Origin of the sequence: Rhizobium sp. 3T7 (assembly GCF_020166565.1) — a bacterium.
Classification (GTDB): domain Bacteria; phylum Pseudomonadota; class Alphaproteobacteria; order Rhizobiales; family Rhizobiaceae; genus Rhizobium.
Genome location: NZ_JAIQXS010000001.1, coordinates 137,568 through 161,683, shown reverse-complemented (window position 1 = coordinate 161,683; position 24,116 = coordinate 137,568). Strand labels below are relative to the sequence as shown.

The following is a 24,116-nucleotide window of genomic DNA, read 5'->3' as shown; positions in this document are numbered from 1 at the left end:
CGCTCCGGAAAATCGCCTAACGCACGATCGTCAAGGTTTCTGCTGCGCGCGTGATCGCCGTATAGAGCCACCGTTCGCGTGTATCGCGGAATGCCCAGCTTTCATCGAACAGCACGACGTTGTTCCACTGCGAGCCCTGCGCTTTGTGAACCGTCAGCGCATAGCCGTAGTCGAATTCGTCGTATCGCTTGCGCGTGTTCCAGGGAATTTCACCCTCGACATCCTCGAAGGCCTGCTTCAGCAGTTTGATCTTTGCCGCGCCGCGATCCATGTCGTCGTCTTCAGGCCGGATCAACAGGTTGATGCCGGGCTTCGTCGTCTCCTTGGACGAGGTCATCACCTGCCAGAGCGAGCCGTTGAGCAGGCCCTTTGCCGGATCGTTGCGCAGGCAGACCAGCTTGTCGCCCGTTTGCGGGTATTCGGCCGTAAAACCCTTCAACTCGCGAAGCCGCTGATTGTATCGGCGTCGCGTGCGGTTGGTGCCGACGAGCACCTGATCGGCATCGAGCACCAGCGACTGGTTCACCTCGCCCTTGGAGATGACCTGCGCGGTGCCATAATCGCCGTAGCTGACTTCGTTGCCCTCACGAACCTGCATTGCGAGCTGGATGATCGGATTGTCGCGAGCCTGGCGGTGAATGTCCGTCAGCAGATAGTCCGGCTCCTGATTGGTGAAGAAGCCGCCGCCGGAAACAGGAGGCAGCTGGCCGGGATCGCCGAGCACCAGAATCGGCGTTCCAAAGCTCATCAGGTCCCGGCCCAGCGCCTCGTCCACCATCGAGCACTCGTCGACCACAATAAGCGCAGCCTTGGCAACCGGGCTCTGCCGGTTGATGGAGAACATCGGAGCGATGGAGGTCTTGCCTGTCTCCTCGTCCTCGACAGCCTCCTCGCCGCGCGGACGATAAATCAGCGAGTGGATCGTCTTCGCGTTGCTGGCGCCGCGCGACCGCAGCACTTGAGCCGCCTTGCCTGTAAACGCGGCAAATAGCACATCACCATCCACATGCTCCGCAAAGTGCCGCGCAAGCGTCGTCTTGCCCGTACCAGCATAGCCGAACAGGCGGAAAAGCGGCGACCGCCCTTCTTTCAGCCATTTGGAAACGGCCTTGAGGGCTTCATCTTGTTGCGGAGCAAATTGCATCGTGGATCGACTTGGCAGGATTCGCCTGACATAGGCAACCCTGAAAATCTGGGCGAGCGGGCGATCACAATGGAATAAAACCGACGCCGATGGTGTCTCATGTCTGTCAACGCAATCAAGCGTGCCAACACGTGAGGAGAGACCCCATGAAATCCGCAAAGATGCTGATCGCATTTGCCATTGCATCCGCCGTCGCAACGTCCGCATTTGCGGCCCCGCCCGTCAAGGCGGTGAAATCTAGCAAGGGCGAGGTTCTTGCCGGCGAAAACGGCATGACTCTCTACACGTTCAAGAAGGACAAAAAGGGCGTTTCCAATTGCTACGACGATTGCGCCAAGAACTGGCCGCCGCTGATGGCCGCTAGCGATGCGAAGCCAGAGGGTGCATATTCGATTGTCGAACGGAAAGACGGCAGCAAGCAGTGGGCCAAGGACGGCATGCCGCTCTATTTCTGGGTGAAGGACAAGAAGATGGGCGATATCACCGGTGACGGCGTCGGCGGCAACTGGGATCTCGTCAAGCCGTGAGCGAACCGATTTGAAGACACCAGGGCAAGATACCTTCGAGGGCCAGATCCTGGCCCTCCTTCCCTCGCTGAGACGCTATTCCCGCAGCCTCACCCGCTCCGACGCGGACGGGGAGGATTTGCTGCAGGACTGCGTGGAGAAAGTACTGGCCCGCCGCGGACAGTGGCGAGGGCTGAACCTGCGCGGTTGGGTGTTGACGATCATGACGAATCTCTATCGCAATGGCCGCCGCCAGACGGATCGCGCGCCGTTCGTCGAACTCGACAACGCTGAGGATACCGTATCGGTGGATCCTGTTCCCGATCCCCTCGAACGGTCGCGGCTGGAGGACGCGCTAAACAGCCTTTCGGAGGAAAACCGCTCGGTGCTGATGCTGGTCGTCATCGAAGGCTATACCTATCAGGAGGTCGCGACCGCGCTCGACATCCCGATCGGCACGGTTATGTCGCGCCTGTCACGCGCGCGCCAACGGATTGGAGAGCGCATGAAGGCTGACAATGTCATTACGCTTCGGAGACCGAAATGAACGAGATCAACCAGACCGTGACCGAAGCGGATCTTCATGCCTATGCCGACGGGCAGCTTCCCGATCAGGCACGCGCGCGCATCGAAGCGTGGCTCAGTGACAATCCGGACGATGCAGCCAAAGTGGCGGAATGGACGGCACGAAATGCCGATATCCGGTCGCTCTTCGCAGCTTATGAAAAATCCACGGACGCGGATATAGGGCTCGTCACTGGCCGCAGACACCCCGCAAACTGGCCGAAGCGCTTGGCGACGATGGCGGCGATCGTCGCGATTTTCGGCCTTGGCGCGTTGAGCGGCCACTACGGCCCGACGCTGTTTGAAAGGCCGGATCTGCAATTGACGGAACTCGAAACGCTTCCCAACGAAGCCCGCAACGCCTTCCTGGTTTACGCCGGTGAGGTCCGTCATCCTGTCGAGGTCTTTGCCAATGAGGAAGCTCATTTGGCGACCTGGCTCGGCAAGCGGCTAGCTGTTCAGGATCTCAAGGTTCCGAACCTGCAGGAGCTCGGCTTCAAGCTGGTCGGCGGTCGCCTGTTACCCGTCGATGGCGGTCCCGGTGCGATGTTCATGTACGAGGATCAGGCTGGCGAACGCCTGACGGTCCTCGTCGGGCGCAACGCCGATAACAGATCGACCAGCTTCCGCTTCGCCTCGTCCGGCAATATCGAAACCTTCTACTGGATCGATGGCGAACTCGGCTATGCCGTGACCGGCGAGGTCTCGCGCGATGTGCTGAGAAAGGTCGCGGAGGAATGCTACAGGCAGTTTCCGTCCTGATCCTCAGTGCAGCGGATCATTGGCAAGCTCGATCGGCTTGCCATGGGGCGTAGCCTCCGCCGCCCGCTGCCAGCTTTGCTGCAGATCGAGGATCATGTCGGCGTCGGCCACGCCGAGTTTGACAAGGAACGCCGAAAGCGCCGCTACCCAGCAATCGAAATAGTCGCTGCCGACTTCGGCGCGGCCGGGCTGATGCAACTCCCGCGACAGGGTCTCCGCCCATTCGCTCCACGTAAACAGGCCGCGCTCGTGCAGATGCACCGTCATGGCGAAGGCCTCCGCAGCCCAGGGCTCGGGAAAAACCGGCTCGCCATCGGAGGATTTCGGCAGTTGCGGCGACTGCGCCAACGGCGAGCGCGTTTCACACTGGCTCAAGATAGCTCTCCCAGGCATCGATCGACACGCTGAGCGTCGGGTCGGCACCTTCGCCCCAGATCTCGCCGCCATCGAACACGACCGTATAGACCCATTGCGGGTTTTCGCCCTTTCCATGGGCATTGTCGTCGGGAAAGATGAACGAGCCCTGCACCGCCTCCACAACGCCGGTTTTGTCGCGTGCATAACGCGGCAGCCGTGTATGTGTGGTCGGATTGAAATTCCTGGTTCGGACCCTGTCCCCGGCGCCAAAGCGGGGCGGCGTTGTCACCGACCGATCACAGGGACCACCCTTTGCTAGCACGCCCGCCACCATGTCGGCCTTCAGGACGCGCTTCGGTGTCGCGCCATCCGTTTGCTTGTGGCCACCAGCGATCTCTCCGGCGGTGACGAAACCGTGCCGCTCAAGCAGCACCTCCAGCGCCCGTGTCCAGATCTCGTAGTAGCTCGCGCCAAGATAATTCGCCGGCGGAATGTTTTCGCGGGCATGCCGACTCTCGTCGATATTCCAGGCGCCAAACGCGCCACTGGAAAGCGTAAGTCCAAGCGCCCGTTTCTCCCACTCCGCATGGAAATACGGCTCGTTCTTCTCGGGCGCGACTGGGCCGAAGCCCATCTGACCGCCAAGGTCGTGCGGGCCGTTCATGGAGCAACTCCCGCCACAGCCGCGAGACCCGTCCCGATCATCGCGTCGCGGCTGACGAGATCGGCAAGCTGCTCCTCGCTCCACCCTTCTGTGCCTTTCGGTTGCTCGGGAACGACGAGATAACGCAGCTCCGCAGTCGAATCCCAAACGCGGATCTTCTTATTCTCCGGCAACATCACGCCGAACTCAGCTAGCACGCCCCGCGGATCGATGACCGCCCGCGAGCGATAGGCGGGGGCCTTGTACCAGACCGGCGGCAGGCCAAGCACGGACCACGGATAACAGGAGCAAAGCGTGCAGACGACGAGATTGTGCGTGTCGGCGGTGTTAAACACCGCGCGCATGTGCTCACCCTGACGGCCGGTATAGCCGAGGCTCGCGATGGCGGCCGTCGCATCACGCCGCAACCACTCGGCAAATTCAGGATCACTCCAGGCCCTGGCAACGACGCGCGCTCCGTTGCGCGGACCGACCTTTGTCTCGTAGGTCTCCACGATCGCGTCTATCGCCGCCGGATCGATCAGCCCCTTCTCCGTCAGAACCGTCTCAAGCGCCCTCACCCGCGCCTGCATGTCGCTATAGCGGTTATCGTGGTGGTGGTCGTGGTCGTGATGATGATCGTCGTCGTGCACGAGATATCCTCCTCCGCCAATCTGCAGCTATCTTTATGCTCTCGCGCGCGTCTCGCCAAGGCCTCTTGCCGATGCAACTTTTCGGTTAAGTTCGATGCCATGAACATCCTGATTCTCGGCGCGACAGGCTTTATCGGTTCGGCGGCAGCAGCCCGCCTGCTGGCTGACGGACATAGTGTGACGGGCCTCGGACGCAACCCGTCGCGCGCTCGTCTGAAATTGCCGGATATCAGATGGATAGAGGCCGATCTTTCGAAAATGCTGCACGCGGAGGATTGGCGCGCCGTCATTGAAGGTCATGACGCCGTCGTCAATTGCGCGGGCGCTCTGCAGGACGGCCTTGCCGACGACCTGGCGGCAACGCAACAAAAGGCGATGCTGGCGCTATACGCCGCCGCACAGCAAACGCGCCCTCTCATCGTCCAGATATCCGCACGGACGAACGGTGCCGCCGGCGGTCTGCCCTTCCTGGCAACGAAACGGCAGGCTGACAAAGCGCTCGCCGCAAGCGGCGTGCCTCATGTCATCCTGCGCCCGGCCCTCGTCCTCGGCCGCAACGCCCATGGGGGTTCGGCCCTGCTGCGCGCTCTCGCCGCCCTGCCCTTCAGCATCCCGCTGGTTCATGCAGCAAGTCCGGTTGCAACAGTAGCACTTGACGACGTCGCGGCGGCGTTAAGGAGCGCTGTCGCGGGACATCTCCCATCTGGCACTGACGCGGATCTTGCATCGACCGAGCAATTGACGCTCGCCCAACTCGTTACCCTCCACCGGCAATGGCTGGGTTTGCCGCACGCAGATGTGGTATCCCTGCCTGCCGTCGCTGCCGGACCGGCCACCTGGGTCGCAGACGCTGCCGGTCGCCTTGGATGGCGGTCGCCCTTGCGCTCCACAGCCATGACCGTCATGGCGGAAGGCATCCAGCCAAGCGCCGACAGTGACCCGGGCATTGCTACAGCGTCGGCGCGGGACATCTTGCGCATGAACCCGGCCGGCGTGCAGGATCTTTGGTTTGCCAGGCTCTATCTCCTGAAGCCGCTGATGATCGGTACTCTGTCGATATTCTGGCTGCTGTCGGGTTTTCTGCCCTTGCTTGATATTGGGCGCGCCGCCACGCATTTCCTACCGCTGCTGCAGGCCGGCCCTGCCGTGTCGCTGGCCGTCCTCACCTGCCTGATCGATATGCTGCTCGGCGCGGCTGTCCTTGTCCGGCCACTCGCCCGCAGAGCTATGCACGGGATGATGTTGGTCTCGCTGACCTATCTTGCCGGTGCCACCATCGTCGAACCTTCTTTGTGGCTCGATCCGCTTGGCACTTTGGTCAAAGTCCTGCCGTCGCTGGTGCTGACGCTGGCCGCCCTCGCTATTCTGGATGAAAGATAATGCTCGAACAGTTGCTACTGTTGGCACATGTGATCGGCGCAACTGTCCTGTTCGGTACGGGCGCCGGCATCGCTTTCTTCATGGCGTTCGCACACGGCACGCGGGATCCTAAGCTGATCGCTCATGTCGCGGGAACCGTCGTCATCGCCGATACGCTGTTTACGGCGACAGCCGCACTTCTCCAGCCGGTGACAGGTTATCTGCTGGTGCGACTGATCGGCTGGGATCTGACAGAGGGCTGGATCGCCCTCTCATTGCTTCTCTACGTTTTTACCGGCCTTTTCTGGCTGCCGGTCGTCGGTATTCAGATCCGTATGCGAAATCTCGCCCGTGCTGCAGCTGCGGCGCGCGTGGAGTTGCCCGCAGCCTATTTCCGGCTTTATCGCATCTGGTTTGCCTTTGGATTTCCGGCATTCTTCGCAGTTATCGGCATCCTGTGGCTGATGCTCAACAAACCGACGATCACACTATTTTAGCATCGGCCAGAGGCTGAGCACCAACAACACGGCCATGGTGATGTTGAACCATTTGAGCCTCACAGGATCCGACAGCCAATCGCGCAGCGCCGAGCCGAACCCTGCCCAGGTCGACACGCTCGGCACGTTGACCAGAGCGAAGGCGAAGCCGACAATCAGGACACTCGCCAGATAGATATCCGGGATGGTATAGGTTGCCATCGCGGTTACGGCCATGACCCATGCCTTCGGATTGACCCATTGGAAGGCTGCCGCCGACAGGAACGACATCGGCTTCACGCCGCTTTTGCCTTCGCTAAGTGTACGCGATGTCGCGATCTTCCAGGCGATCCAGGCAAGATAAGCGCCGCCAGCAAACTTCAGCGTCGTATAGAGCGCCGGCACCGTGTGCAGCAGCGCTCCAAGTCCAAATCCTACGCCGATCAACAGAACGAAGAACCCTGCTCCGATACCCAGCATATGCGGAACGGTGCGGCGGAAGCCGAAGTTCACGCCGGATGCGAAGAGCATCATGTTGTTGGGGCCCGGCGTTATCGATGTCGTAAAGGCAAACAGAACAAGTGCCAGAAATGTATCCAGCGGCATGAGACCTCCCAGAGGCCCGCGATTGCTTGGACGGGCTCGATTGATTTAGGTCAACATAGCTGACCCAAATTCGCCGTTCCACGCAATCATTGTCATGGTGACAGGATTGGTTGAAAGATTGCGGAGCCGTCCAATCTTTTTCGAAAGCGGAAATGACCATCATGCGAAACGACGCTATCCCAACCATCCAACTTCCGAACGGTGCAGAGGTTCCAGCCCTCGGTCAGGGCACCTGGAACATGGGCGAGAATCCCACCGAGGCGAAGCGGGAAATAGCAAGCCTGCGCGCTGGCCTCGATCTTGGTATGACGCTCATCGATACCGCGGAAATGTATGCCGAAGGTGGCGCGGAGAAGATCGTCGGCGAAGCGATCCGAGGGCGACGGGATGAGGTCTTTCTCGTCAGCAAGGTCTATCCCTGGAACGCCAGCCGCAAGGGAACGATCGACGCCTGTGAACGCAGCCTATCGCGCCTCGGCACCGACCGGGTTGACCTCTACCTGCTGCACTGGCGCGGCGATCATCCTCTCGTGGACACCGTCGAGGCATTCGAAGCGTTAAAGACATCCGGCAAGATCGGCGCCTGGGGCGTATCCAACTTCGATACGGATGACATGGAGGAATTGCTGACCGTTCCCGCGGGGCGCAATGTCGCCGCCAACCAGGTTCTCTACAACCTGTCGCGCCGCGGCGTTGAATACGAACTGCTGCCTTGGTGTCAGGAGCGTCAGATCCCGCTCATGGCCTATTCGCCGATCGAACAGGGACGCATCCTGCATCACCCGGAACTGATCCGCATCGCCAAGGCTTATCAGGCAACGCCGGCGCAGGTGGCGCTTGCCTTCCTGCTGGAGCGCGACGGCGTGATCGTTATCCCGAAGACGTCGAGCGCTGCCCGCGCCGCCGAAAACCGAGACGCCGTCTCGCTCGACATTACCGACGAGGATTGGGCCGCGCTGGATGCCGCCTTCCCGCCTCCGGCAAGAAAAAGACCGCTGGAGATGCTCTGATTCCAGCGGCCTTGACGGTCACTGCACGGTGACTTACATGCCCTGCTGGCCGCGGTTCATCGCGGCAATGCCGGTACGGCAGACCTCGATCAGGCCGAGCGGCTTCATGATCGAGACGAACTGGTCGATCTTCGAGGACTTTCCGGTAATCTCCAGGATGAAGTGATCGACGGTCGCGTCGACGACCTTCGCATGGAAGGCATCCGCGAGACGGAGCGTTTCGGCACGGGTCTCACCCGTGCCGACGACCTTGACGAGCGCCACTTCACGCTCGATCGGACGCTCCTGACCGAGTTCGCGGGCGCGAACCGTCAGATCGACCACCCTATGAACAGGAACGATGCGCTCAAGCTGCGCCTTGATCTGTTCGAGCACGTGCGGCGTGCCGCGCGTCACGATGGTAATTCGCGACAAGTGCGCCTGATGCTCGGTTTCGGAGACGGTCAAGCTCTCGATGTTATAGCCACGGCCAGAGAACAGGCCGATGACGCGGGCAAGGACGCCCGGCTCGTTGTCGACGAGGACGGAAAGCGTATGGCTTTCGGCGGCAGCCGTCTCAGGCGAGATGAAGTAGGCAGAGCCCGTCGGCTGAAGGTGTGCATTCATGATCGTGGGTTTCCTCTACCTTGATATCAAACGAGCTGACGGCCCTTGGCGTCGATCGCATTGGCGACCGCCTCGTCCGTGGCTTCATCCGGCAGCAGCATCTCGTTGTGAGCCTTGCCCGAGGGGATCATCGGGAAGCAGTTGGCGAGATTGGCGACGCGGCAATCGAAAATGACCGGTTTCTTCACGTCGATCATTTCCTGGATCGCACCGTCCAGATCTTCCGGCTTGTCGCAACGCAGGCCAACGGCACCATAGGCTTCGGCGAGCTTGACGAAGTCAGGCATCGCTTCCGTATAGGAATTCGACAGGCGGTTGCCGTGCAGCAGCTGCTGCCACTGACGAACCATGCCCATGTACTGGTTGTTCATGATGAAGATCTTGATCGGCGCCTCATACTGGATGGCCGTCGACATTTCCTGGATGCACATCTGGATCGAGGCGTCGCCAGCAATGTCGATGACGAGGCTTTCCGGATGCGCGATCTGAACGCCGAGCGCTGCCGGCAGGCCGTAGCCCATGGTGCCGAGGCCGCCCGACGTCATCCAGCGGTTCGGCTTCTCGAAGCCGTAGAACTGTGCCGCCCACATCTGGTGCTGGCCGACTTCGGTCGTGATGTAGGTGTCGCGATCCTTGGTCAGCGCATAGAGGCGTTCCAGCGCGTATTGCGGCATGATGACATCATTGTTCTTGGTATAAGCGAAGGAATTGCGCGCGCGCCAGCGGGTGATATCGGCCCACCAATCGGCGATCTGGCTCTTCTCCGGCTTCTTCGGCAGCGCCCGCCACAGGCGGACCATATCTTCCAGAACGCTTGCGACGTCGCCGCGGATGCCGAGATCGACGCGAACATTCTTGTTGATCGAGGACGGGTCGATGTCGATGTGGATCTTCTTCGAATTCGGCGAGAAGGCATTGATGCGGCCGGTGATACGGTCGTCGAAGCGGGCGCCGATACAGACCATGACGTCGCAGTCATGCATCGCCATATTCGCCTCGTAGGAGCCGTGCATGCCGAGCATCTTCAGCCAGTTCTTGCCGGAAGCCGGATAAGCGCCGAGGCCCATCAACGTCGAGGTGATCGGGAAATCCGTCAGCTCGACAAGCTCGCGCAGCAGCTTGGTGGCCTCGGGGCCGGAATTGACAACACCGCCGCCGCTGTAAATGACCGGACGTTTTGCGCTCGCCATCAGCTCAACGGCCGCGTGGATCTGGTTAAGATCGCCCTGGACCTTTGGCTGATAGCTCTTCTGGATCGCATGGGCTGCCGGCGGCGTATAGGTGCCGGTCGCAAACTGCACGTCCTTCGGAATGTCGACGACAACCGGGCCCGGACGGCCGGACTGAGCGATGCGGAAGGCTTCATGGATGATCGCAGCCAGATCATTGACATCCTTGACCAGCCAGTTGTGCTTGGTGCAGGGGCGTGTAATGCCGACCGTATCGCACTCCTGGAAGGCATCCGAGCCGATCAGCGAGGTCGGAACCTGGCCCGTCAGGCAGACGAGCGGGATGGAATCCATCAGCGCGTCCTGCAACGGCGTGACGGCATTCGTCGCACCAGGGCCCGAGGTAACGAGCATGACGCCGACCTTGCCGGTGGAGCGGGCATAGCCTTCAGCCGCATGGCCGGCACCCTGCTCGTGGCGGACGAGAATGTGCTTGATATCGTCCTGCTGGAAGATCTCGTCGTAGATCGGCAGCACTGCGCCACCCGGATAGCCGAAGATGTGCTCGACGCCGTTGTCCCTCAGTGCCTGGAGGACGATCTCCGCTCCCGTCATCCGATTGCCTGCTGCCTGATTGTCCGTGCCCGTCATGTTTGTTTTCCGTTTTGACTGCTGGGATTTGAGTTTTGTGGTCCGGAAGCCCGAATTTCGGACATAAAAAAAGGCCCCTGAGGGAGCCTGTCATCTAGCGCATGGGTGGCTATCGCCGGATGGTTACACCACCCTGCCCATGCGCCTTCCCACCACGATAAGAGCTACTGCGATTTTCATGGGGCGAAGTGATAGACAGAAAATTTCGCATCGTCAACGCATGCCGCAATAAAAAATCGAGCAGGGTCGTACCGCCCGAACGTGTGCGTGAAGGCCGACCCTTGGCAAAAAGACTTTCTTAAACGTTCGCTCATATCCTCTTTTGCTACCGCAGGGAGTAGCCCTTTGCTGAACAAGGACTTGCACACCTCAAGCAAGGCAGGCGAGCATGACCGCCGCGATGACCAGACCCCGGGCAACCGTTTTCTCGGTCGTGTTGTTGCGTGTAGCGGGTCTCGCGCCACCATCGCCGCAGTCGCCGAAGCTGGCGGCACAGAGTTGGCCGAACTGTGGTCGGTCGGCAGGTTGATTTCGATCAGCGTTGGTCGAAACCGCGTGGTCGCCCTCGTCTACTCCATGAACACCGGCGGTCACAGCTGGGGTGAAGGAGAGGACAACTACTTTCAGATCGAAACCGAACTGCTCGGCGAGGTCCGCGTCGACGAGGATGGGCGCGAGCAGTTCTCGACCGGCATCTCCCGCTATCCCTATCTCGGCGCCATCGCCCATCGCATTCGCGCAAGCGACCTGATGCGGATCTATGATGCCGGCACCGGAACGACGGCCGTCATCGGCAAGCTTACGCAGGACGAGAGCATCGACGCTGCAATCCACATCCCCTCCATGCTGTCGAAACACTTCGCCATCGTGGGCTCGACCGGCGTCGGCAAGTCGACCGCCGTCTCACTGCTCTTGCAAAAGGCAATCGAAGCCGATCCAAAGCTGCGTGTCCTGATCCTCGACCCACATAACGAGTTCGCCGCCGCCTTCCCGAAGCACTCCGTAGTCATCGACACCGATACGCTCGATCTACCTTTCTGGCTGATGAAGCTGGAGGAGTTCGCCGAGGTCGTTTTTCGTGGTCGCACGCCTATTCCGGAAGAAGTCGATGTTCTGCGAGACCTGTTGCCGGAGGCAAAGCGTGCCTTCCGCGGCAGCGACACCTCGCTCGTCCGTCGTACGACGGAGAAAAGTTCGATCACGGCCGATACGCCGGTTCCGTATCGCATGGCGGACCTGCTCGCCTTGATCGACGAGCGCATCGGTCGGCTCGAGGGCCGTGGCGAAAAGCCTCTCCTCAGATCGCTGAAGATGCGTATCATCGCCGCCATCAACGATCCTCGCTACCACTTCATGTTCTCCAGCAACACGATCAGCGACACGATCATGGAGACGGTGGCGGAAATCTTCCGTATTCCTGGCGATAGCCGACCGATCTGCACCTTCCAGCTGTCCGGCATCCCGTCCGAGGTCGTGAACTCCGTTGCCTCGGTTCTCTGCCGCATGGCCTTTGAAATCGCATTGTGGAGTGACGGCGCCATTCACATGCTTGTGGTCTGCGAAGAAGCGCATCGCTACATTCCGTCGGACCCAAATCTCGGCTTTTTCCCGACCAGGCAGGCTATCGCCCGCATCGCCAAGGAAGGCCGCAAATACGGCGTGTCGCTGGGGATTATCACCCAGCGCCCCGGCGAACTCGATCAAACGATCCTGTCGCAGTGCTCGACGCTCTTTGCCATGCGCCTAGCCAATGATCGCGACCAGGAGATCATTCGCTCGGCGATTCCCAATTCGTCGATCTCGACGACCAGTTTCATTTCCTCGATCGGCAACGGCGAGGCGATTGCCTTCGGTGAAGCGATCAGCGTTCCGATGCGAATGCGCTTCTCGCGCGTCGAGGAGCGCTACTTGCCCAAGGCCAATGGCGCCAATGTGAAAGTCAGCGAAGAGGAACCTGACAACGTCGACCTGCGCAAGATCGTGACGCGCATGCGTGCCGTCAGCGGTCCCGATATTTCGGCGTTCCAGCAAAGCTATTCCGCCGCGATGCCGCCCAGCGGTCCTTATGAGGACGAAGACGACTATGACGACCTCGACGGGCCGGCAGCACCATCTTCCTACCCGTCGGTACCAATGGCTGCCCGCATGCCGGCAACACCGCCACTTGCCCCGATCGAACCCTATCGCCGCGATATGCTGCCGGGAGCAGGCTCGCAGCGTGAGTCCCTAGCCGCCACACCGCGCTCAACCGCTGCGGTGCCGGAAACGTCGATCGACAGTCGCCTCGAGGCTCTAAGACGCGAAATCCGCGGAGAACCGTCAGCGGGACAAGGCGACAAGCCAACTGTCGCAGGGAGCGTTCGTCGCGAACCCGGCATGTCCCTCCGTGACAGCATACTGAAAAAGCCTCTCAGCAGCCTGAACGATAAGGACTAACGCCGCTCGCGGCTTTACGGCAAGCGCTCCCAGCTCTCATCCATCTGGTTGCGAAACCAGGTCATCTGCCGTTTGGCATATTGCCGCGTCGTCGCCGCACCCCGCTCCAGCACTTCGTCGCGGGTCAGCTTACCCTTCAGCATCGCCGCAATCTGCACCACGCCAATCGCCTTCATCACAGGCATGTCGGGCGACAGCGAAAGGGCGAGCAGGGCTTTCACCTCATCCTCTGCCCCCTGCTCCAGCATCTTTTCGAACCGGCCGTTGATCCGCTGGTGGAGCACGCTCCGCTCCGGCTGCACGACGATCTTGCGCGCCGTCGATGGGTCGACGATCACAGGCCCCGCTTGCGCCTGAAAATCGACGATCGAGCGGCCGGTCGCCTCGAGAACCTCCAGCGCCCTTGCGATCCGCTGTCCATCCTGCGGACGAAGACTGCCAGCGACCGTGGGATCGCGCTCTAGCAGCTGTCGATAAAGTTCGTCAGGCCCTTCTTCCTGCAGGCGTGAACGGAGGCTGTTGCGCACATCCTCCGGTATCACGGGCATGTCTGAAAGGCCGCCGGTCAACGCCTTGAAATAAAGGCCGGTTCCGCCAACAAAAATCGGCTTTCGTCCCTCGGCACGAAGACGCTCCAGCAGATCCCTAACATCACGCAGCCAAGCGCCCGTCGAATAGGCACGGCTCGCCGGAACATGGCCGTAGAGGTAATGCGGCACGCCCTGCATATCTGCTTGCGAGGGCCGCGCGGTCAACACGCGCAACGTATCGTAGACCTGCATGCTGTCGGCATTGACGACGACGCCACCGTGCTCTCTCGCCAATTCAACGGCAAGCGCGGACTTGCCGCTGGCGGTCGGCCCGGTTATCAGGATCGCGTTCACTGCGCTCAGAAGGTTTTCCATCATGGCCCTCGTTGCCACGCTTGTTGCCAATCCGTCAAATCCTGTTCTCACGCCCCTGGTTGCCGAGCAGGCGGCAGACGCCGTGGATGCTTCCGGCCTCTACTGGCTTGCCGATGGAATCGCCTGCGATATCGTGCTGAGGGACGGGACGGCCGTGGAGGCCGCTCGAGCCAGCATTCTCGCCGTCATCGACAGTGCTGCTATCGACCTCGTCGTCCAGGATGCCGAGACGCGCCGCAAGAGACTTCTGATCGCCGATATGGACTCCACCATGATCGGCCAGGAATGTATCGACGAGCTCGCCGCCGAAGTGGGACTGAAGGAGAAGGTCGCCGCGATCACTGCTCGTGCCATGAACGGCGAGATCGCCTTCGAGCCGGCCCTTCGCGAGCGCGTCGTGCTGTTGAAGGGATTGCCGATCGGTGTCGTGGACGAAGTCATTGCCAAACGCATCACACTAACCCCGGGCGGCCCCGAACTGATCGCCACCATGAAATCGAAGGGACATTATACGGCGCTTGTCTCTGGCGGCTTCACGGTCTTCACCGGACCCATCGCAAAGACGCTCGGCTTCGACGAAGACCGGGCGAACGTACTTCTAGAAGAGAACGGCGTCCTCTCCGGCCTCGTCTCTGAACCTATCCTCGGCAAACAAGCCAAGGTCGATGCACTGAACGATATTTCAGAAAAGCTCGGCATTTCGCCAGACGACGCCATCGCAGTTGGCGACGGCGCAAACGATCTCGGGATGCTTCAACTTGCCGGATCCGGTGTCGCGCTGCACGCCAAGCCGACCGTTGCCGCGCAAGCGAAAATACAGATCAACCACGGCGATCTCACCGCCCTACTTTATATCCAGGGCTACCGCAAAACCGATTTCGTAACGCCATGACAGTGATCTTAACGACGGACCGCCTGCTTTTGCGCAATTGGACCGAAATGGACCGACCGCTCTTCCACGAGATCAATTCCGATCCTGAAGTGATGGAATTCTTCGCCTTTCGTCGCGATCGCGCTGAAGCAGATTCGATGCTGGAAAGTATTCGCGATGCCATTGCGACTTCAGGGCTTGGCTTCTACGCCATAGCCCTGAAGGAAACCGATGAGCCGGTCGGCTTTTGCGGTCTCTGGAAACCCGAACTGGAACCGTTCCTTGCGGCGGACACGATCGAGGTCGGCTGGCGTCTTGCGAAGCGGCATTGGGGCAAGGGATATGCAACGGAAGCGGGAGCGGCGGCACTTCGCCATGGCTTCACCCAGTTCGATCCTCCCGAGATCGTCTCTTTCGCAGTGGCGGACAATCATCGTTCCACCGCGGTCATGCGCCGACTGGGCCTGCATCACGAACCGGATCGTGATTTCGACCATCCCCGCGTTCCCGACACGCATCCACATCTGAAACGCCACGTTCTCTATACGATCAGCCGTCAACAATGGGAGCGTAGAATCGGCTGACGCCAACTGCCGACGCACGTCAGGCATATGGAAAATGTGGTCCGTTTGCCTCCGTCGCCGACGCAGGCTTCGAAAGTGAAGCGTTTGGAAGATTTCACGAAGGGATAACCAAGCCCTAGTCTCGCTATTCCATCGGCACTGCGACGAAGCGCAAGTCGCCATTCGCCGACGCGATCATCATCTGCGCATTGCGCCGGCCTTCCTGCTTCAGCGACTGCACCTTAGCAGCAACCGCTTCAGGCGAGCGCATGAATTCCTGCGCCACCTCAACGATCACGTCGCCAGGCTTCAGGCCCTTTTCCGCCGCCAGAGAGCCCGGCGCAACCTCGGCGACGAGCACGCCATCTACGCTTTCAGCGATACCGAAGGTTTTGCGGGTCTCCGCGCTTAGTTCCGACAGCGACAGGCCGAGCACGTTCTTCGGATTCGTTGCATCGGGTGTCGCCTGATCCGTCTTGCCCTTGCCATCTGGCATAGGCTGGCTCTGCTGATCACCGGGCTCATCCATGTCCTGGTTTTCATCAGGATCCGGATTGATGACCCCGCCCTTGTTGTTGGAGTCGGCATCGTTCGAGGCAGCCTGATCGCTGTCTTCGAGACGGCCGAGCGTTACCTTCACGGTCTGCTCCTTGCCATCGCGAAGAACGACGACGTCGACTTCCTTGCCCACCGGGCTTTCCGCCACGACGCGCGGCAGGTCACGCATCTCGTTGACGGGCTTGCCGTCGAATTTCAGGATGACATCGCCTGCCTTGATCGAGCCATCATCGACCGGACCACCCTTGATGACGCCTGCCACCAGCGCACCTTTGGCGCTCGTAAGACCGAGGCTGTCGGCGACATCGTCTGTAACCGGCTGGATGCGCACGCCGAGCCAGCCACGCCGCGTTTCGCCAAACTCGCGCAACTGCTCGACGACGCCGGCCGCCAACTCAGACGGCACCGAAAAACCGATACCGATCGATCCGCCGCTCGGCGAAATGATCGCCGTGTTGATGCCGATCACCTCGCCCTTCATGTTGAAGAGCGGGCCGCCGGAATTGCCCTTGTTGATGGCCGCATCCGTCTGGATGAAGTTGTCGTAGGGGCCGGCGTTGATGTTGCGTCCGCGTCCCGAAATGATGCCGACAGTCACGGACCCGCCGAAGCCGAACGGATTGCCGATCGCCATAACCCAATCGCCGATGCGCATCACGCTGGAATCGCCAAATTTCACGGCCGTCAGCGGTGTCTTCGGCTCAACCTTCAGGACGGAAAGATCGGTCTTCGTATCGGTTCCGATCAGCTTCGCCTTCAGCTTGGTGCCGTCGGCGAAATTGACTTCGATATCGTCTGCGCCTTCGATAACGTGGTTGTTGGTGACGATGTAACCTTGCGGATCGATGACGAAGCCAGAACCCAACGAGTTGACGTTGTGGTTGCCGCCCTTGTTACCCTTTTGCTTGTTGAAAAAGTCGTTGAAGAACTCCTGGAAAGGCGAGCCGTCGGGCGCGCGCGGCGCCGGACCAACGCCCTCATCGTCCTTGACATTTTGCGACGTCGAAATGTTTACAACGGCATTGAGGAGCCCTTCGGCAAGATCGGCAACAGATGCAGGCCCGTTCATCGGCGGCGTGCCCTGTGCGTGGACTGCGCCTGTGAATCCAATATTAGCCAGAAGTGCGGCGCCGGCCAGGAGAGCGAGCGATCGTCTGAAGGTCGGGCGGTTCGTCGGGGCCATCAAGCATCCTCATTTCAAATAAAACGCACTCTGAACACCAGCATAAGGCGGAATGATGGAGGGTGAAATCACCTTTTCGCGAAATCCCGCGCAATATGTCCGCCACGCTCGCGAACATCATGTCGCAACGCAGAAAGGGCCGGCAAAGCTGCCGGCCCTTGGTATTTCTGCACGTCCCGATGCGTCGATCAGTTCGTCGGCGCGGTCGGCATCGCCGGCGCCGGTGCGTTTCGTGGCGCGCCGTTTGCGTCGTTGAAGAAGCGGAAGAACTGCGAATTTGGCGAGATCACCAGCGTCGTGTCCTGCGAAGTCAGAGCCGTCGAGTAAGCTGCCATTGAGCGATAAAACTCGAAGAATGCCGGATCCTTGCCGAAGGCATCCGCAAACAACCGGTTCCGCTCGGCGTCGCCTTGACCGCGCAGGATTTCGGAATCGCGTTGCGCCTCGGCGGTGATCTCGACCACCTGCCTGTCTGCGATAGCTCGGCGGCGCTGGCCCTCTTCCGTACCCTGTGCGCGCAGGAGTTCAGCTTCGGCAAGACGCTCGGCGCGCATACGGTCATAGGTCTTCGGCGCAACCTCACGCGTCAGATCCGTCCGACGGATGCGGACGTCTTGGATGTTGAGGCCGAGGTCTTCGGCATCGCGATGCAGATCGTCGCGAACCTCAAGCATCATTGCCACACGCTCTTCCGACAGTGCAGCATCGAAGTCGCGCAGACCGTAGACACGGCGAAGCGAAGAATCGAGCTGCGTGCGAAGGCGCGCTTCCGCTGCCTCGCGATCGCCCGAGACCGTTTCTCGGAACTTGCGCACGTCCCTGATGTCATAGACCACGAAGGCATCGACATCGAAAGTCGCGCCACCCCGAACCTGGACACGAATGTTGTCGAGGTCGAAGCGAAGCGCCTGCCTTTCGACGATCTGAACGCGGTCGGCATCCATGAAGGCAAACGGCAGCTTGAAGTAGATGCCCGGCTCAGTCTTCACCGACTGGATCTGGCCGAAGCGGACAACGATTGCCTGTTCACGCGCGTTCACCACGAAGACCGAGGAGTAGAGCGCGATCAGGATGACGGCGAGGATGCCGAGGATGACAGGAAGCCTGTTTGATGTCATGGCTCAACCTCCCTGCTGTGCCGGCTTGCCGATCTCATTGAGCGGCAGATAAGGCACAACCCCCTGCTTCTCGTCGATCACGACTTTCTTGGAATTCTTCAGAACCTGCTCCATCGTTTCGAGGAAGAGGCGCGTACGGGTTACGTCAGGCGCTTTCGCGTATTGTTCGTTGATGAAGGAGAAGCGCTGGGCCTCACCTTCCGCCTCCTTGACGACACGATTCTTGTAAGCCGCTGCCGCTTCGCGGATTTGGGCGGCGTCACCGCGCGCCTGACCAAGCTTCTGGTTGGCGTATTGATTGGCCTCTTCGACCAGTCGCTGCTTGTCCTGGTCGGCACGCTGCACCTCTTCGAAGGCATCGGCAACTTCGCGCGGCGGTGCCACGTCCTGGATCGTCACGGCGCCGATGGAGATACCAGCCCTGTAGCGGTCCATGGTTCCCTGGACGATGTTGGCGACTTCTGTCTCGATCGGCTGACGATTGTCACGGAATGCGTCCTGGGCCGGACGGCGACCGACGACTTCGCGCATGGCGCTTTCGGCGACCTGCTGCAGTGTCTCAGCCGGATTCTCGACGTTAAAAAGATATGCCTTCGGATCGCTGACCGTGAAGAAGACGGAGAACTGGACGTTCAGGATGTTCTGGTCACCGGACAGCATCAGGCCGCTCGGCGAGGAGGAGGACGTCGATGCCGCACCGATGTTCTGCTGCTGCATCGTCACCTTTACGATTTCTACGGTCTCCATCGGCCACAAATGGAAATGCAGGCCGGGTGTGGAAATCTCTTCCTTCGGATTACCGAAACGCAATTCGACGCCGCGCTCGTCCGGCTGGACGATGTAGATGCACTGGAAGAGCCAGAACACGACCAAAATCGCCGCCACAATGACGAGTACGCCGCCATTGAACCCGCCGGGTACAATGTTGCGAAGCTGATCTTGGCCACGCCGGATAATGTCTTCCAGATCGGGCGGGCCGCCCTTGCCACCGCGCGGGCGATTGGGCCCTTGCCCCCATGGTCCCTGATTGTTACCGCCGCCGCCCCAAGGGCCGCCGCCGCCATTCTGATTGCTCCAGGGCATCAAAACCTCGTTATTCGTTAAACTCCCGATCGCCCAACCCACGGGGGCGGCGGATACTGGCGATCGTGACCGTTATAAGTATCGCCGCATCTGCTTTCAACGCAACATGAGGAACTTGACGATATTTATTGGAAAATAGTTGGTTTTCAGCGGCTAGCGCCGGTCATAGATAATGAATTTCGTGGGATAGCTATCCTTGTCGCCCGCCGGCAGGTCGATCGTCTCCGTCGCCCTCCAGAGCGACGGGTCAATCACGGGAAACAATGTGTCGCCGTCAACAGAGGTTTCGACGTGTGTAACGCACAGTCGATCAGCTAGATCGACGGCCTGCGCATAAATCTGCCCACCACCGATAATGCAGATTTCGCCCTCGCCTTTCTGGCGCGCAATTTCCTCGGCAAGACTGACGGCTTCGGCCAGCGAACCGGCCATGTGCACATCGGGTTGATCTATCGCCCCTGCCTGCCTGGAGATAACGATATTTGCTCGGCCCGGCAGCGGCTTACCGATGGACTCATAGGTTTTCCGGCCCATGATGACAGGCTTGCCAAATGTTAGAGCTTTGAACCGCTTGAGATCGGTCGAGAGCCGCCATGGCATGTCGCCATCCCGCCCGATGATACCGTTGTCGGAAACGGCAACTACGATGGTCTTGCGAATTTCAGACATCAAACTCTCCGATCAGACGGCGATCGGCGCCTTGATGCTGGCATCGGCCTCATAGCCGATCAGCTCGAAATCATCGAACGTGAAGCCGAAGATGTCCGTGATCTCGGGATTGATGCGCATGAAAGGCAGCGGCTTCGGCGTACGGGTAAGCTGCAGCTTCGCCTGCTCGAAATGATTGTGATAGAGGTGCGCGTCACCCAGCGTATGCACGAAATCCCCGAGCTTCAGGCCCGTCACCTGCGCCACCATCATGGTCAGCAGTGCGTAGGATGCAATGTTGAAGGGCACACCGAGGAAGATGTCCGCAGAACGCTGGTAGAGCTGGCAGGAAAGCTTGCCGTCCGCAACGTAGAACTGGAACAGGCAATGGCATGGCGGCAGCGCCATGTCATCCACCTCGGCGGGATTCCACGCCGAAACGATATGCCGGCGTGAATTCGGATTCTTGACGATGCCGGCGACGAGGTTGGCGATTTGATCGATACGGCCACCATCGGGAGCCGGCCAGGAGCGCCACTGAGCGCCGTAGACCGGCCCGAGGTCGCCGTTTTCGTCGGCCCATTCGTCCCAGATCGAGACGCCATTGTCCTTGAGGTAGCCGATATTGGTGTCGCCGCGCAAAAACCAGAGAAGTTCGTGGATGATGGACCGCAGATGCAGTTTCTTCGTGGTCAGAACCGGAAAGCCTTTCTGCAGGTCGAACCGCATCTGATAGCCGAATACGGAACGTGTGCCCGTGCCCGTGCGGTCCCCGCGATCGGTTCCGTGTTCCATCGCATGCTTCAGGAGATCGAGATACTGCTTCATCGTCCGCCGCCGATTCTGTTCCTCACCTATTTAGGCGCTTTGACCATCGAAACCAATCGCCGCGCTGTCATTATCCCGGCAAATCTCCACCCCTACCTGCCAGGATGCAACCCGCGACGCGGAGCACTTTCAGGTTATCGTCAGCTTCACATGTCTCCCTGTATTCGGCGCGGGGGCGCTCCACGGGGAATCATCATCAGGATGCTGGCGACAATGTCGCCGACCACCCTTGGGGCCAGCCGCAAGTTTTGGGGGAAATGATGGCCGAGAGCCCAGTACGATTGCAGCTGCGAGCAGAGCTGCGCGACGAAGTATTCGCCCAGCAGAATCAGCCCATCGGCGACTTCACATTCAATGCGAAGGTCGCCGATGTTTTTGACGACATGGTCAGCCGATCCGTGCCGTATTACGAAGAAATGCAGCGGATGGTCTGCGAGCTAGCGCAGGACTACGCCAAACCGAAGACCAATCTCTACGACATTGGCTGTTCAACGGCGACCACGTTGCTCACCCTCGACCGAGTGATCGATCCGACCGTCAATTTCATCGGCGTCGACAATGCGCCTGACATGCTGGAAAAAGCCGCACAGAAAATCCAGCTTGCAGACACGCAGCGACCGATGGATCTGAAAGTCGTCGATCTTCACCAGGGTCTCTACATGGACAACGCCAGCGTCGTCACGATGCTGCTGACGCTGCAGTTCATTCGCCCGCTGTTTCGCGAGCGCGTGATGAGGATGATCTTCTCCGGCCTGAACGATCAGGGTTGCCTGCTGCTTGTCGAGAAGTTGACCAGCGAGGATACCGCCTTCAACCGCCTGTTCATACAGCACTATTACGACTTCAAGCGACGAAACGGCTACTCCGAAATCGAGATATCGCAGAAGCGCGAAGCACTCGAAAATGTGCTCATCCCCTATCGACTTGAAGAGAACATGCAGCTTCTGAAGGAAGTCGGCTTTCGCAGCGTCGAGGTCTTTTTCCGCTGGTACAATTTCTGCGGCATCATAGCCGTCAAGTGAGGCTGGGGGCCAACGTGAAAGCAACCATGATCCACATCGGGAACTTCTTCTTCAAGTACCGCAACCAAGTGTTTCCGGTCATAATCGTCGCCTTGTTCCTGATGTCACCGCCACCGGCGGAAATTGGCGGAAGCGTTGCGGCCGAGCGTGTCAAGGACGTGATCGCGCTTCTGATCGTGTTTGCCGGCCTGGCCCTGCGGGCAACGGTGATCGGCTACGCCTATATCCGGCGGGGCGGTTTGAAGAAGCGCGTCTACGCCAGCGACCTCGTGACGGAAGGCATGTTCGGCGTTTGCCGCAATCCACTCTATGTCGGAAACATGCTCCTTTACGCAGGTGTCTTCCTGCTGCATGGAAATCCGACCGTCGTGATTGTCGGCATAGCTCTCTTCATGTTCATCTACCAATGCATCGTCTATGCCGAAGAAGCGTTCCTCGAAGACAAGTTTGGAGATGCATATCGGGCCTACTGCGCGGACGTCCCTCGCTGGATGCTTCGTTTCGGCAATTTTGCGCTGGCGACCCATGGAATGGCATTCAACGTGAAGCGAGTAATCGCGAAGGACTATTCGACTGTTTCTGCCGCGCTGTTGGCTGTTCTTCTGATCGAGATCTACCGGGTTGCAGGCGCAGCCAATGCGTTGCCCCTCCCCTACATCTCTCTTCTTGGCTTCTTTACTGTCGTCGTCGGAGCCGCGACCGGAATGGTCAGCCTGCTTAAGAAGCGTGGCGTCTTCAATGATCCGAAGGCCATCTCCTAGGGCCGTTAGCGAACTTCTTGCTTTCCTGCCTCACTACGGCACGGTTTTGTGACGAGGCCTCTTCCCATACGAAACGGAAAACACTATATCAGCCGTGCCGGTCTTCGGGCCGGCTATGGCGATAAATGAGCGGTGTAATAAACCTATTGGACCCGGGGGCGGTACCCGGCGCCTCCACCAAAAACCGGCGGGCTGCCAAATAGATGGCCGGCTTTTGATGGGGGCGAAACAGGATCGACAAGGGTGTAAAGATCGTCTTTTTGCTCGGCATTGTACCGCCGTTATCGGGCTAAAATTGTAGTTGCAAACGACAACTATGCGGAAGCTCGTCTCGCTGCTTAATCGCGGTGTGACACTTCAAATAAAGCCCTAGTGGTTCGCACCTCTAGGCGGGGTCCGAAGGCACCTGGCAACAGAAGCCTTCACCTTCTCCCTTGCGCGCAAATCATGTATGGTTTGGTCAAGCATGACTCGGCTCAGGCCTTTTCCAGGGCGTCTCGGCATGCCATACAGCCTTGGGAAACGAGTCCGAACCAAAGAAAGACAGGAAAGTATGGGGCAGGATCACATCCGTTACGACATTCTGGCACAAGACGCACTGCGTGGCGTCATCCGCAAGGTTTTGTCTGAAGTTGCCGCGACGGGCCGCCTGCCGGGCGAGCATCATTTTTTCATTACCTTTCTCACGGGCGCACCAGGTGTTCGCATCTCGCAGCACCTGAAGGCGAAGTATCCGGAGCAGATGACCATCGTTATTCAGCACCAGTTCTGGGAGTTGAAGGTCACTGAGACGACCTTCGAGATCGGCCTTTCCTTCTCGGATGTTCCAGAAAAACTGTTCATTCCGTTCAACGCCATCCGTGGCTTCTACGATCCCTCCGTCAACTTCGAGCTGGAATTCGACGTACCTCTGGCTGACGGCGACGAGCTTCCGGACGCCGAAATCACGGCTTATCCGGTCTCGGCCGAGAAGGCCGAGGAAGCGCCCGCCGGCAAGGCGGATGGCGAGGAAAAGAAGCCTGGTTCGGTCGTCTCGCTCGACGCCTTCCGAAAGAAGCAGTAAAACGGAGGGAAGCAATTGCTTCCCTTTTTCAATTCCGATCGAGGCCAGCCGTGACCGCCGAAGTCGTCAACCTCCGTCAGTTCAAAAAGAAACAGGCCCGCGCCGAGAAAGAGAAACAGGCGGAGCAAAACCGCATCTCCTTCGGCCGCACCAAGGCCGAAAAGCAGCTCACGAACGCGCTCAACGAGAAAGCCGAACGCTCTCATCAACAAGGCCGGATCGAGACATCCGAAGACGACGAATGAGCGTCCGGAGAAACGAAAAAGATTCCGAAATCAATCGACTGGATAGCTTTCCGGAATCATATCCTCAGCAGCTTGAATCGAATTTTGAAGCCTTGCGATGATCCGCAAGCACTCAGCTACTCTGCACGGACACCGCACCAGCCTCTCTCTGGAAGACGAATTCTGGATTGAACTGAACACAATCGCCAAGACGCGCGCCATTCCGCTCGCAGTCCTTATTTCCGACATAGACGATCAGCGGCAACCCGAAAGCAACCTCTCTTCAGCACTCCGTGTCTACGTCCTTCTTTGGCTGAAATCAAAGCGCGACGGCTAGATCATTTCCC

General features: G+C 59.6%; 27 protein-coding genes and 1 other RNA gene. 15 read left to right on the top strand and 13 right to left on the bottom strand.

From position 1 onward, the window contains the following. Positions 1 to 16: 16 nt before the first annotated feature. Positions 17 to 1,144, bottom strand: coding sequence for an ATP-dependent RecD-like DNA helicase (locus K9B32_RS00775; protein ID WP_224560026.1), 1,128 nt, complete (start codon positions 1,142 to 1,144; stop codon positions 17 to 19). A gap of 146 nt (positions 1,145 to 1,290) precedes the next feature. Between K9B32_RS00775 and K9B32_RS00770 the strand changes: the two genes are divergently transcribed. The 3 genes from K9B32_RS00770 to K9B32_RS00760 are packed head-to-tail and all read left to right on the top strand — an operon-like array spanning position 1,291 to position 2,976. After that, positions 1,291 to 1,671: a hypothetical protein gene (locus K9B32_RS00770; protein WP_224560025.1), complete on the top strand. Its 381-nt coding sequence runs from the start codon at positions 1,291 to 1,293 to the stop codon at positions 1,669 to 1,671. Positions 1,672 to 1,681: 10 nt separating this feature from the next. Further along, positions 1,682 to 2,197 (top strand): RNA polymerase sigma factor, encoded by a 516-nt coding sequence (locus K9B32_RS00765; protein ID WP_224560024.1) that lies wholly within the window; start codon positions 1,682 to 1,684, stop codon positions 2,195 to 2,197. Continuing rightward, entirely contained in the window at positions 2,194 to 2,976 is a 783-nt protein-coding gene (locus K9B32_RS00760) for an anti-sigma factor family protein (RefSeq protein ID WP_224560023.1), read from the top strand. The genes K9B32_RS00765 and K9B32_RS00760 overlap by 4 nt, the downstream gene beginning before the upstream one ends. A gap of 3 nt (positions 2,977 to 2,979) precedes the next feature. On the opposite strand, the gene K9B32_RS00755 is transcribed toward K9B32_RS00760, so the two are convergent. Genes K9B32_RS00755 through nthA form a run of 3 tightly spaced genes read right to left on the bottom strand, consistent with a single transcriptional unit; the run spans position 2,980 to position 4,629 of the window. Beyond that, positions 2,980 to 3,351: a nitrile hydratase accessory protein gene (locus K9B32_RS00755; protein ID WP_224560022.1), complete on the bottom strand. Its 372-nt coding sequence runs from the start codon at positions 3,349 to 3,351 to the stop codon at positions 2,980 to 2,982. Further along, positions 3,338 to 3,997, bottom strand: a complete 660-nt coding sequence (nthB, locus tag K9B32_RS00750; protein WP_224560021.1) for a nitrile hydratase subunit beta — start codon at positions 3,995 to 3,997, stop codon at positions 3,338 to 3,340. Before nthB ends, K9B32_RS00755 begins: the two co-directional genes overlap by 14 nt. Then, positions 3,994 to 4,629 carry a nitrile hydratase subunit alpha gene (gene nthA / locus K9B32_RS00745; protein ID WP_224560020.1) on the bottom strand — a complete coding sequence of 212 codons (636 nt, stop codon included), beginning with the start codon at positions 4,627 to 4,629 and terminating at the stop codon, positions 3,994 to 3,996. Before nthA ends, nthB begins: the two co-directional genes overlap by 4 nt. Positions 4,630 to 4,728: 99 nt before the next feature. On the opposite strand from nthA, the gene K9B32_RS00740 reads away from it, so the two are divergent. Next, the gene (locus tag K9B32_RS00740) at positions 4,729 to 6,009 is read left to right on the top strand and encodes an SDR family oxidoreductase (RefSeq protein ID WP_224560019.1); all 1,281 of its coding nucleotides are present in this window, start codon (positions 4,729 to 4,731) and stop codon (positions 6,007 to 6,009) included. Next, positions 6,009 to 6,485, top strand: a complete 477-nt coding sequence (locus K9B32_RS00735) for a DUF2269 family protein (protein WP_224560018.1) — start codon at positions 6,009 to 6,011, stop codon at positions 6,483 to 6,485. The genes K9B32_RS00740 and K9B32_RS00735 overlap by 1 nt, the downstream gene beginning before the upstream one ends. On the opposite strand, the gene K9B32_RS00730 is transcribed toward K9B32_RS00735, so the two are convergent. Further along, positions 6,477 to 7,070 (bottom strand): LysE family translocator, encoded by a 594-nt coding sequence (locus K9B32_RS00730; RefSeq protein ID WP_224560017.1) that lies wholly within the window; start codon positions 7,068 to 7,070, stop codon positions 6,477 to 6,479. The genes K9B32_RS00735 and K9B32_RS00730 overlap by 9 nt on opposite strands. A 161-nt stretch (positions 7,071 to 7,231) precedes the next feature. Here K9B32_RS00730 and K9B32_RS00725 point away from each other — a divergent pair, with 161 nt between their 5' ends. After that, positions 7,232 to 8,080 carry an aldo/keto reductase gene (locus tag K9B32_RS00725; RefSeq protein ID WP_224560348.1) on the top strand — a complete coding sequence of 283 codons (849 nt, stop codon included), beginning with the start codon at positions 7,232 to 7,234 and terminating at the stop codon, positions 8,078 to 8,080. A gap of 33 nt (positions 8,081 to 8,113) precedes the next feature. Here K9B32_RS00725 and ilvN read toward each other — a convergent pair whose 3' ends face one another. Continuing rightward, on the bottom strand, positions 8,114 to 8,686 hold the full coding sequence (gene ilvN / locus K9B32_RS00720) for an acetolactate synthase small subunit (RefSeq protein ID WP_016554457.1): 573 nt from the start codon (positions 8,684 to 8,686) through the stop codon (positions 8,114 to 8,116). A gap of 26 nt (positions 8,687 to 8,712) precedes the next feature. Next, positions 8,713 to 10,506, bottom strand: a complete 1,794-nt coding sequence (locus K9B32_RS00715; RefSeq protein ID WP_224560016.1) for an acetolactate synthase 3 large subunit — start codon at positions 10,504 to 10,506, stop codon at positions 8,713 to 8,715. Between the two features lie 345 nt (positions 10,507 to 10,851). Here K9B32_RS00715 and K9B32_RS00710 point away from each other — a divergent pair, with 345 nt between their 5' ends. Next, on the top strand, positions 10,852 to 12,942 hold the full coding sequence (locus K9B32_RS00710; protein WP_224560015.1) for an ATP-binding protein: 2,091 nt from the start codon (positions 10,852 to 10,854) through the stop codon (positions 12,940 to 12,942). Between the two features lie 14 nt (positions 12,943 to 12,956). Here the strand turns inward: K9B32_RS00710 and miaA are convergent, their stop codons facing one another. Next, positions 12,957 to 13,847, bottom strand: a complete 891-nt coding sequence (miaA, locus tag K9B32_RS00705) for a tRNA (adenosine(37)-N6)-dimethylallyltransferase MiaA (RefSeq protein WP_224560014.1) — start codon at positions 13,845 to 13,847, stop codon at positions 12,957 to 12,959. A 1-nt stretch (position 13,848) separates the two neighbouring features. On the opposite strand from miaA, the gene serB reads away from it, so the two are divergent. Both serB and K9B32_RS00695 read left to right on the top strand, forming a co-directional pair. Continuing rightward, on the top strand, positions 13,849 to 14,739 hold the full coding sequence (gene serB / locus K9B32_RS00700) for a phosphoserine phosphatase SerB (RefSeq protein WP_224560013.1): 891 nt from the start codon (positions 13,849 to 13,851) through the stop codon (positions 14,737 to 14,739). After that, positions 14,736 to 15,302 carry a GNAT family N-acetyltransferase gene (locus K9B32_RS00695; protein ID WP_224560012.1) on the top strand — a complete coding sequence of 189 codons (567 nt, stop codon included), beginning with the start codon at positions 14,736 to 14,738 and terminating at the stop codon, positions 15,300 to 15,302. Before serB ends, K9B32_RS00695 begins: the two co-directional genes overlap by 4 nt. A 124-nt stretch (positions 15,303 to 15,426) precedes the next feature. Here K9B32_RS00695 and K9B32_RS00690 read toward each other — a convergent pair whose 3' ends face one another. From K9B32_RS00690 to K9B32_RS00670, 5 genes are all read right to left on the bottom strand, one after another. Next, positions 15,427 to 17,022 carry a DegQ family serine endoprotease gene (locus tag K9B32_RS00690; protein ID WP_007802189.1) on the bottom strand — a complete coding sequence of 532 codons (1,596 nt, stop codon included), beginning with the start codon at positions 17,020 to 17,022 and terminating at the stop codon, positions 15,427 to 15,429. Positions 17,023 to 17,210: 188 nt separating this feature from the next. Continuing rightward, positions 17,211 to 18,140: a protease modulator HflC gene (hflC, locus tag K9B32_RS00685; RefSeq protein WP_007802191.1), complete on the bottom strand. Its 930-nt coding sequence runs from the start codon at positions 18,138 to 18,140 to the stop codon at positions 17,211 to 17,213. A gap of 3 nt (positions 18,141 to 18,143) precedes the next feature. Then, complete coding sequence (hflK, locus tag K9B32_RS00680) at positions 18,144 to 19,223, bottom strand: FtsH protease activity modulator HflK (RefSeq protein ID WP_224560011.1); 1,080 nt, start codon at positions 19,221 to 19,223, stop codon at positions 18,144 to 18,146. Between the two features lie 153 nt (positions 19,224 to 19,376). After that, positions 19,377 to 19,892, bottom strand: a complete 516-nt coding sequence (locus tag K9B32_RS00675) for a dihydrofolate reductase (protein ID WP_224560010.1) — start codon at positions 19,890 to 19,892, stop codon at positions 19,377 to 19,379. 12 nt (positions 19,893 to 19,904) lie between these two features. After that, the gene (locus tag K9B32_RS00670; protein WP_224560009.1) at positions 19,905 to 20,699 is read right to left on the bottom strand and encodes a thymidylate synthase; all 795 of its coding nucleotides are present in this window, start codon (positions 20,697 to 20,699) and stop codon (positions 19,905 to 19,907) included. Between the two features lie 260 nt (positions 20,700 to 20,959). Between K9B32_RS00670 and cmoA the strand changes: the two genes are divergently transcribed. From cmoA to K9B32_RS00640, 6 genes are all read left to right on the top strand, one after another. Further along, the gene (gene cmoA / locus K9B32_RS00665) at positions 20,960 to 21,721 is read left to right on the top strand and encodes a carboxy-S-adenosyl-L-methionine synthase CmoA (protein ID WP_224560008.1); all 762 of its coding nucleotides are present in this window, start codon (positions 20,960 to 20,962) and stop codon (positions 21,719 to 21,721) included. A gap of 14 nt (positions 21,722 to 21,735) precedes the next feature. Next, positions 21,736 to 22,482 carry a methyltransferase family protein gene (locus tag K9B32_RS00660; protein WP_224560007.1) on the top strand — a complete coding sequence of 249 codons (747 nt, stop codon included), beginning with the start codon at positions 21,736 to 21,738 and terminating at the stop codon, positions 22,480 to 22,482. Positions 22,483 to 22,539: 57 nt separating this feature from the next. Further along, positions 22,540 to 22,909, top strand: a transfer-messenger RNA (tmRNA) gene (gene ssrA / locus K9B32_RS00655). A gap of 126 nt (positions 22,910 to 23,035) precedes the next feature. Then, positions 23,036 to 23,545 (top strand): SspB family protein, encoded by a 510-nt coding sequence (locus tag K9B32_RS00650; protein ID WP_224560006.1) that lies wholly within the window; start codon positions 23,036 to 23,038, stop codon positions 23,543 to 23,545. Positions 23,546 to 23,595: 50 nt separating this feature from the next. Continuing rightward, a complete protein-coding gene (locus K9B32_RS00645; RefSeq protein WP_224560005.1) occupies positions 23,596 to 23,790 on the top strand; it encodes a DUF4169 family protein in 195 nt (64 codons plus the stop codon). A gap of 97 nt (positions 23,791 to 23,887) precedes the next feature. Next, positions 23,888 to 24,106 carry a ribbon-helix-helix domain-containing protein gene (locus K9B32_RS00640; protein ID WP_224560004.1) on the top strand — a complete coding sequence of 73 codons (219 nt, stop codon included), beginning with the start codon at positions 23,888 to 23,890 and terminating at the stop codon, positions 24,104 to 24,106. Positions 24,107 to 24,116 lie beyond the last annotated feature (10 nt).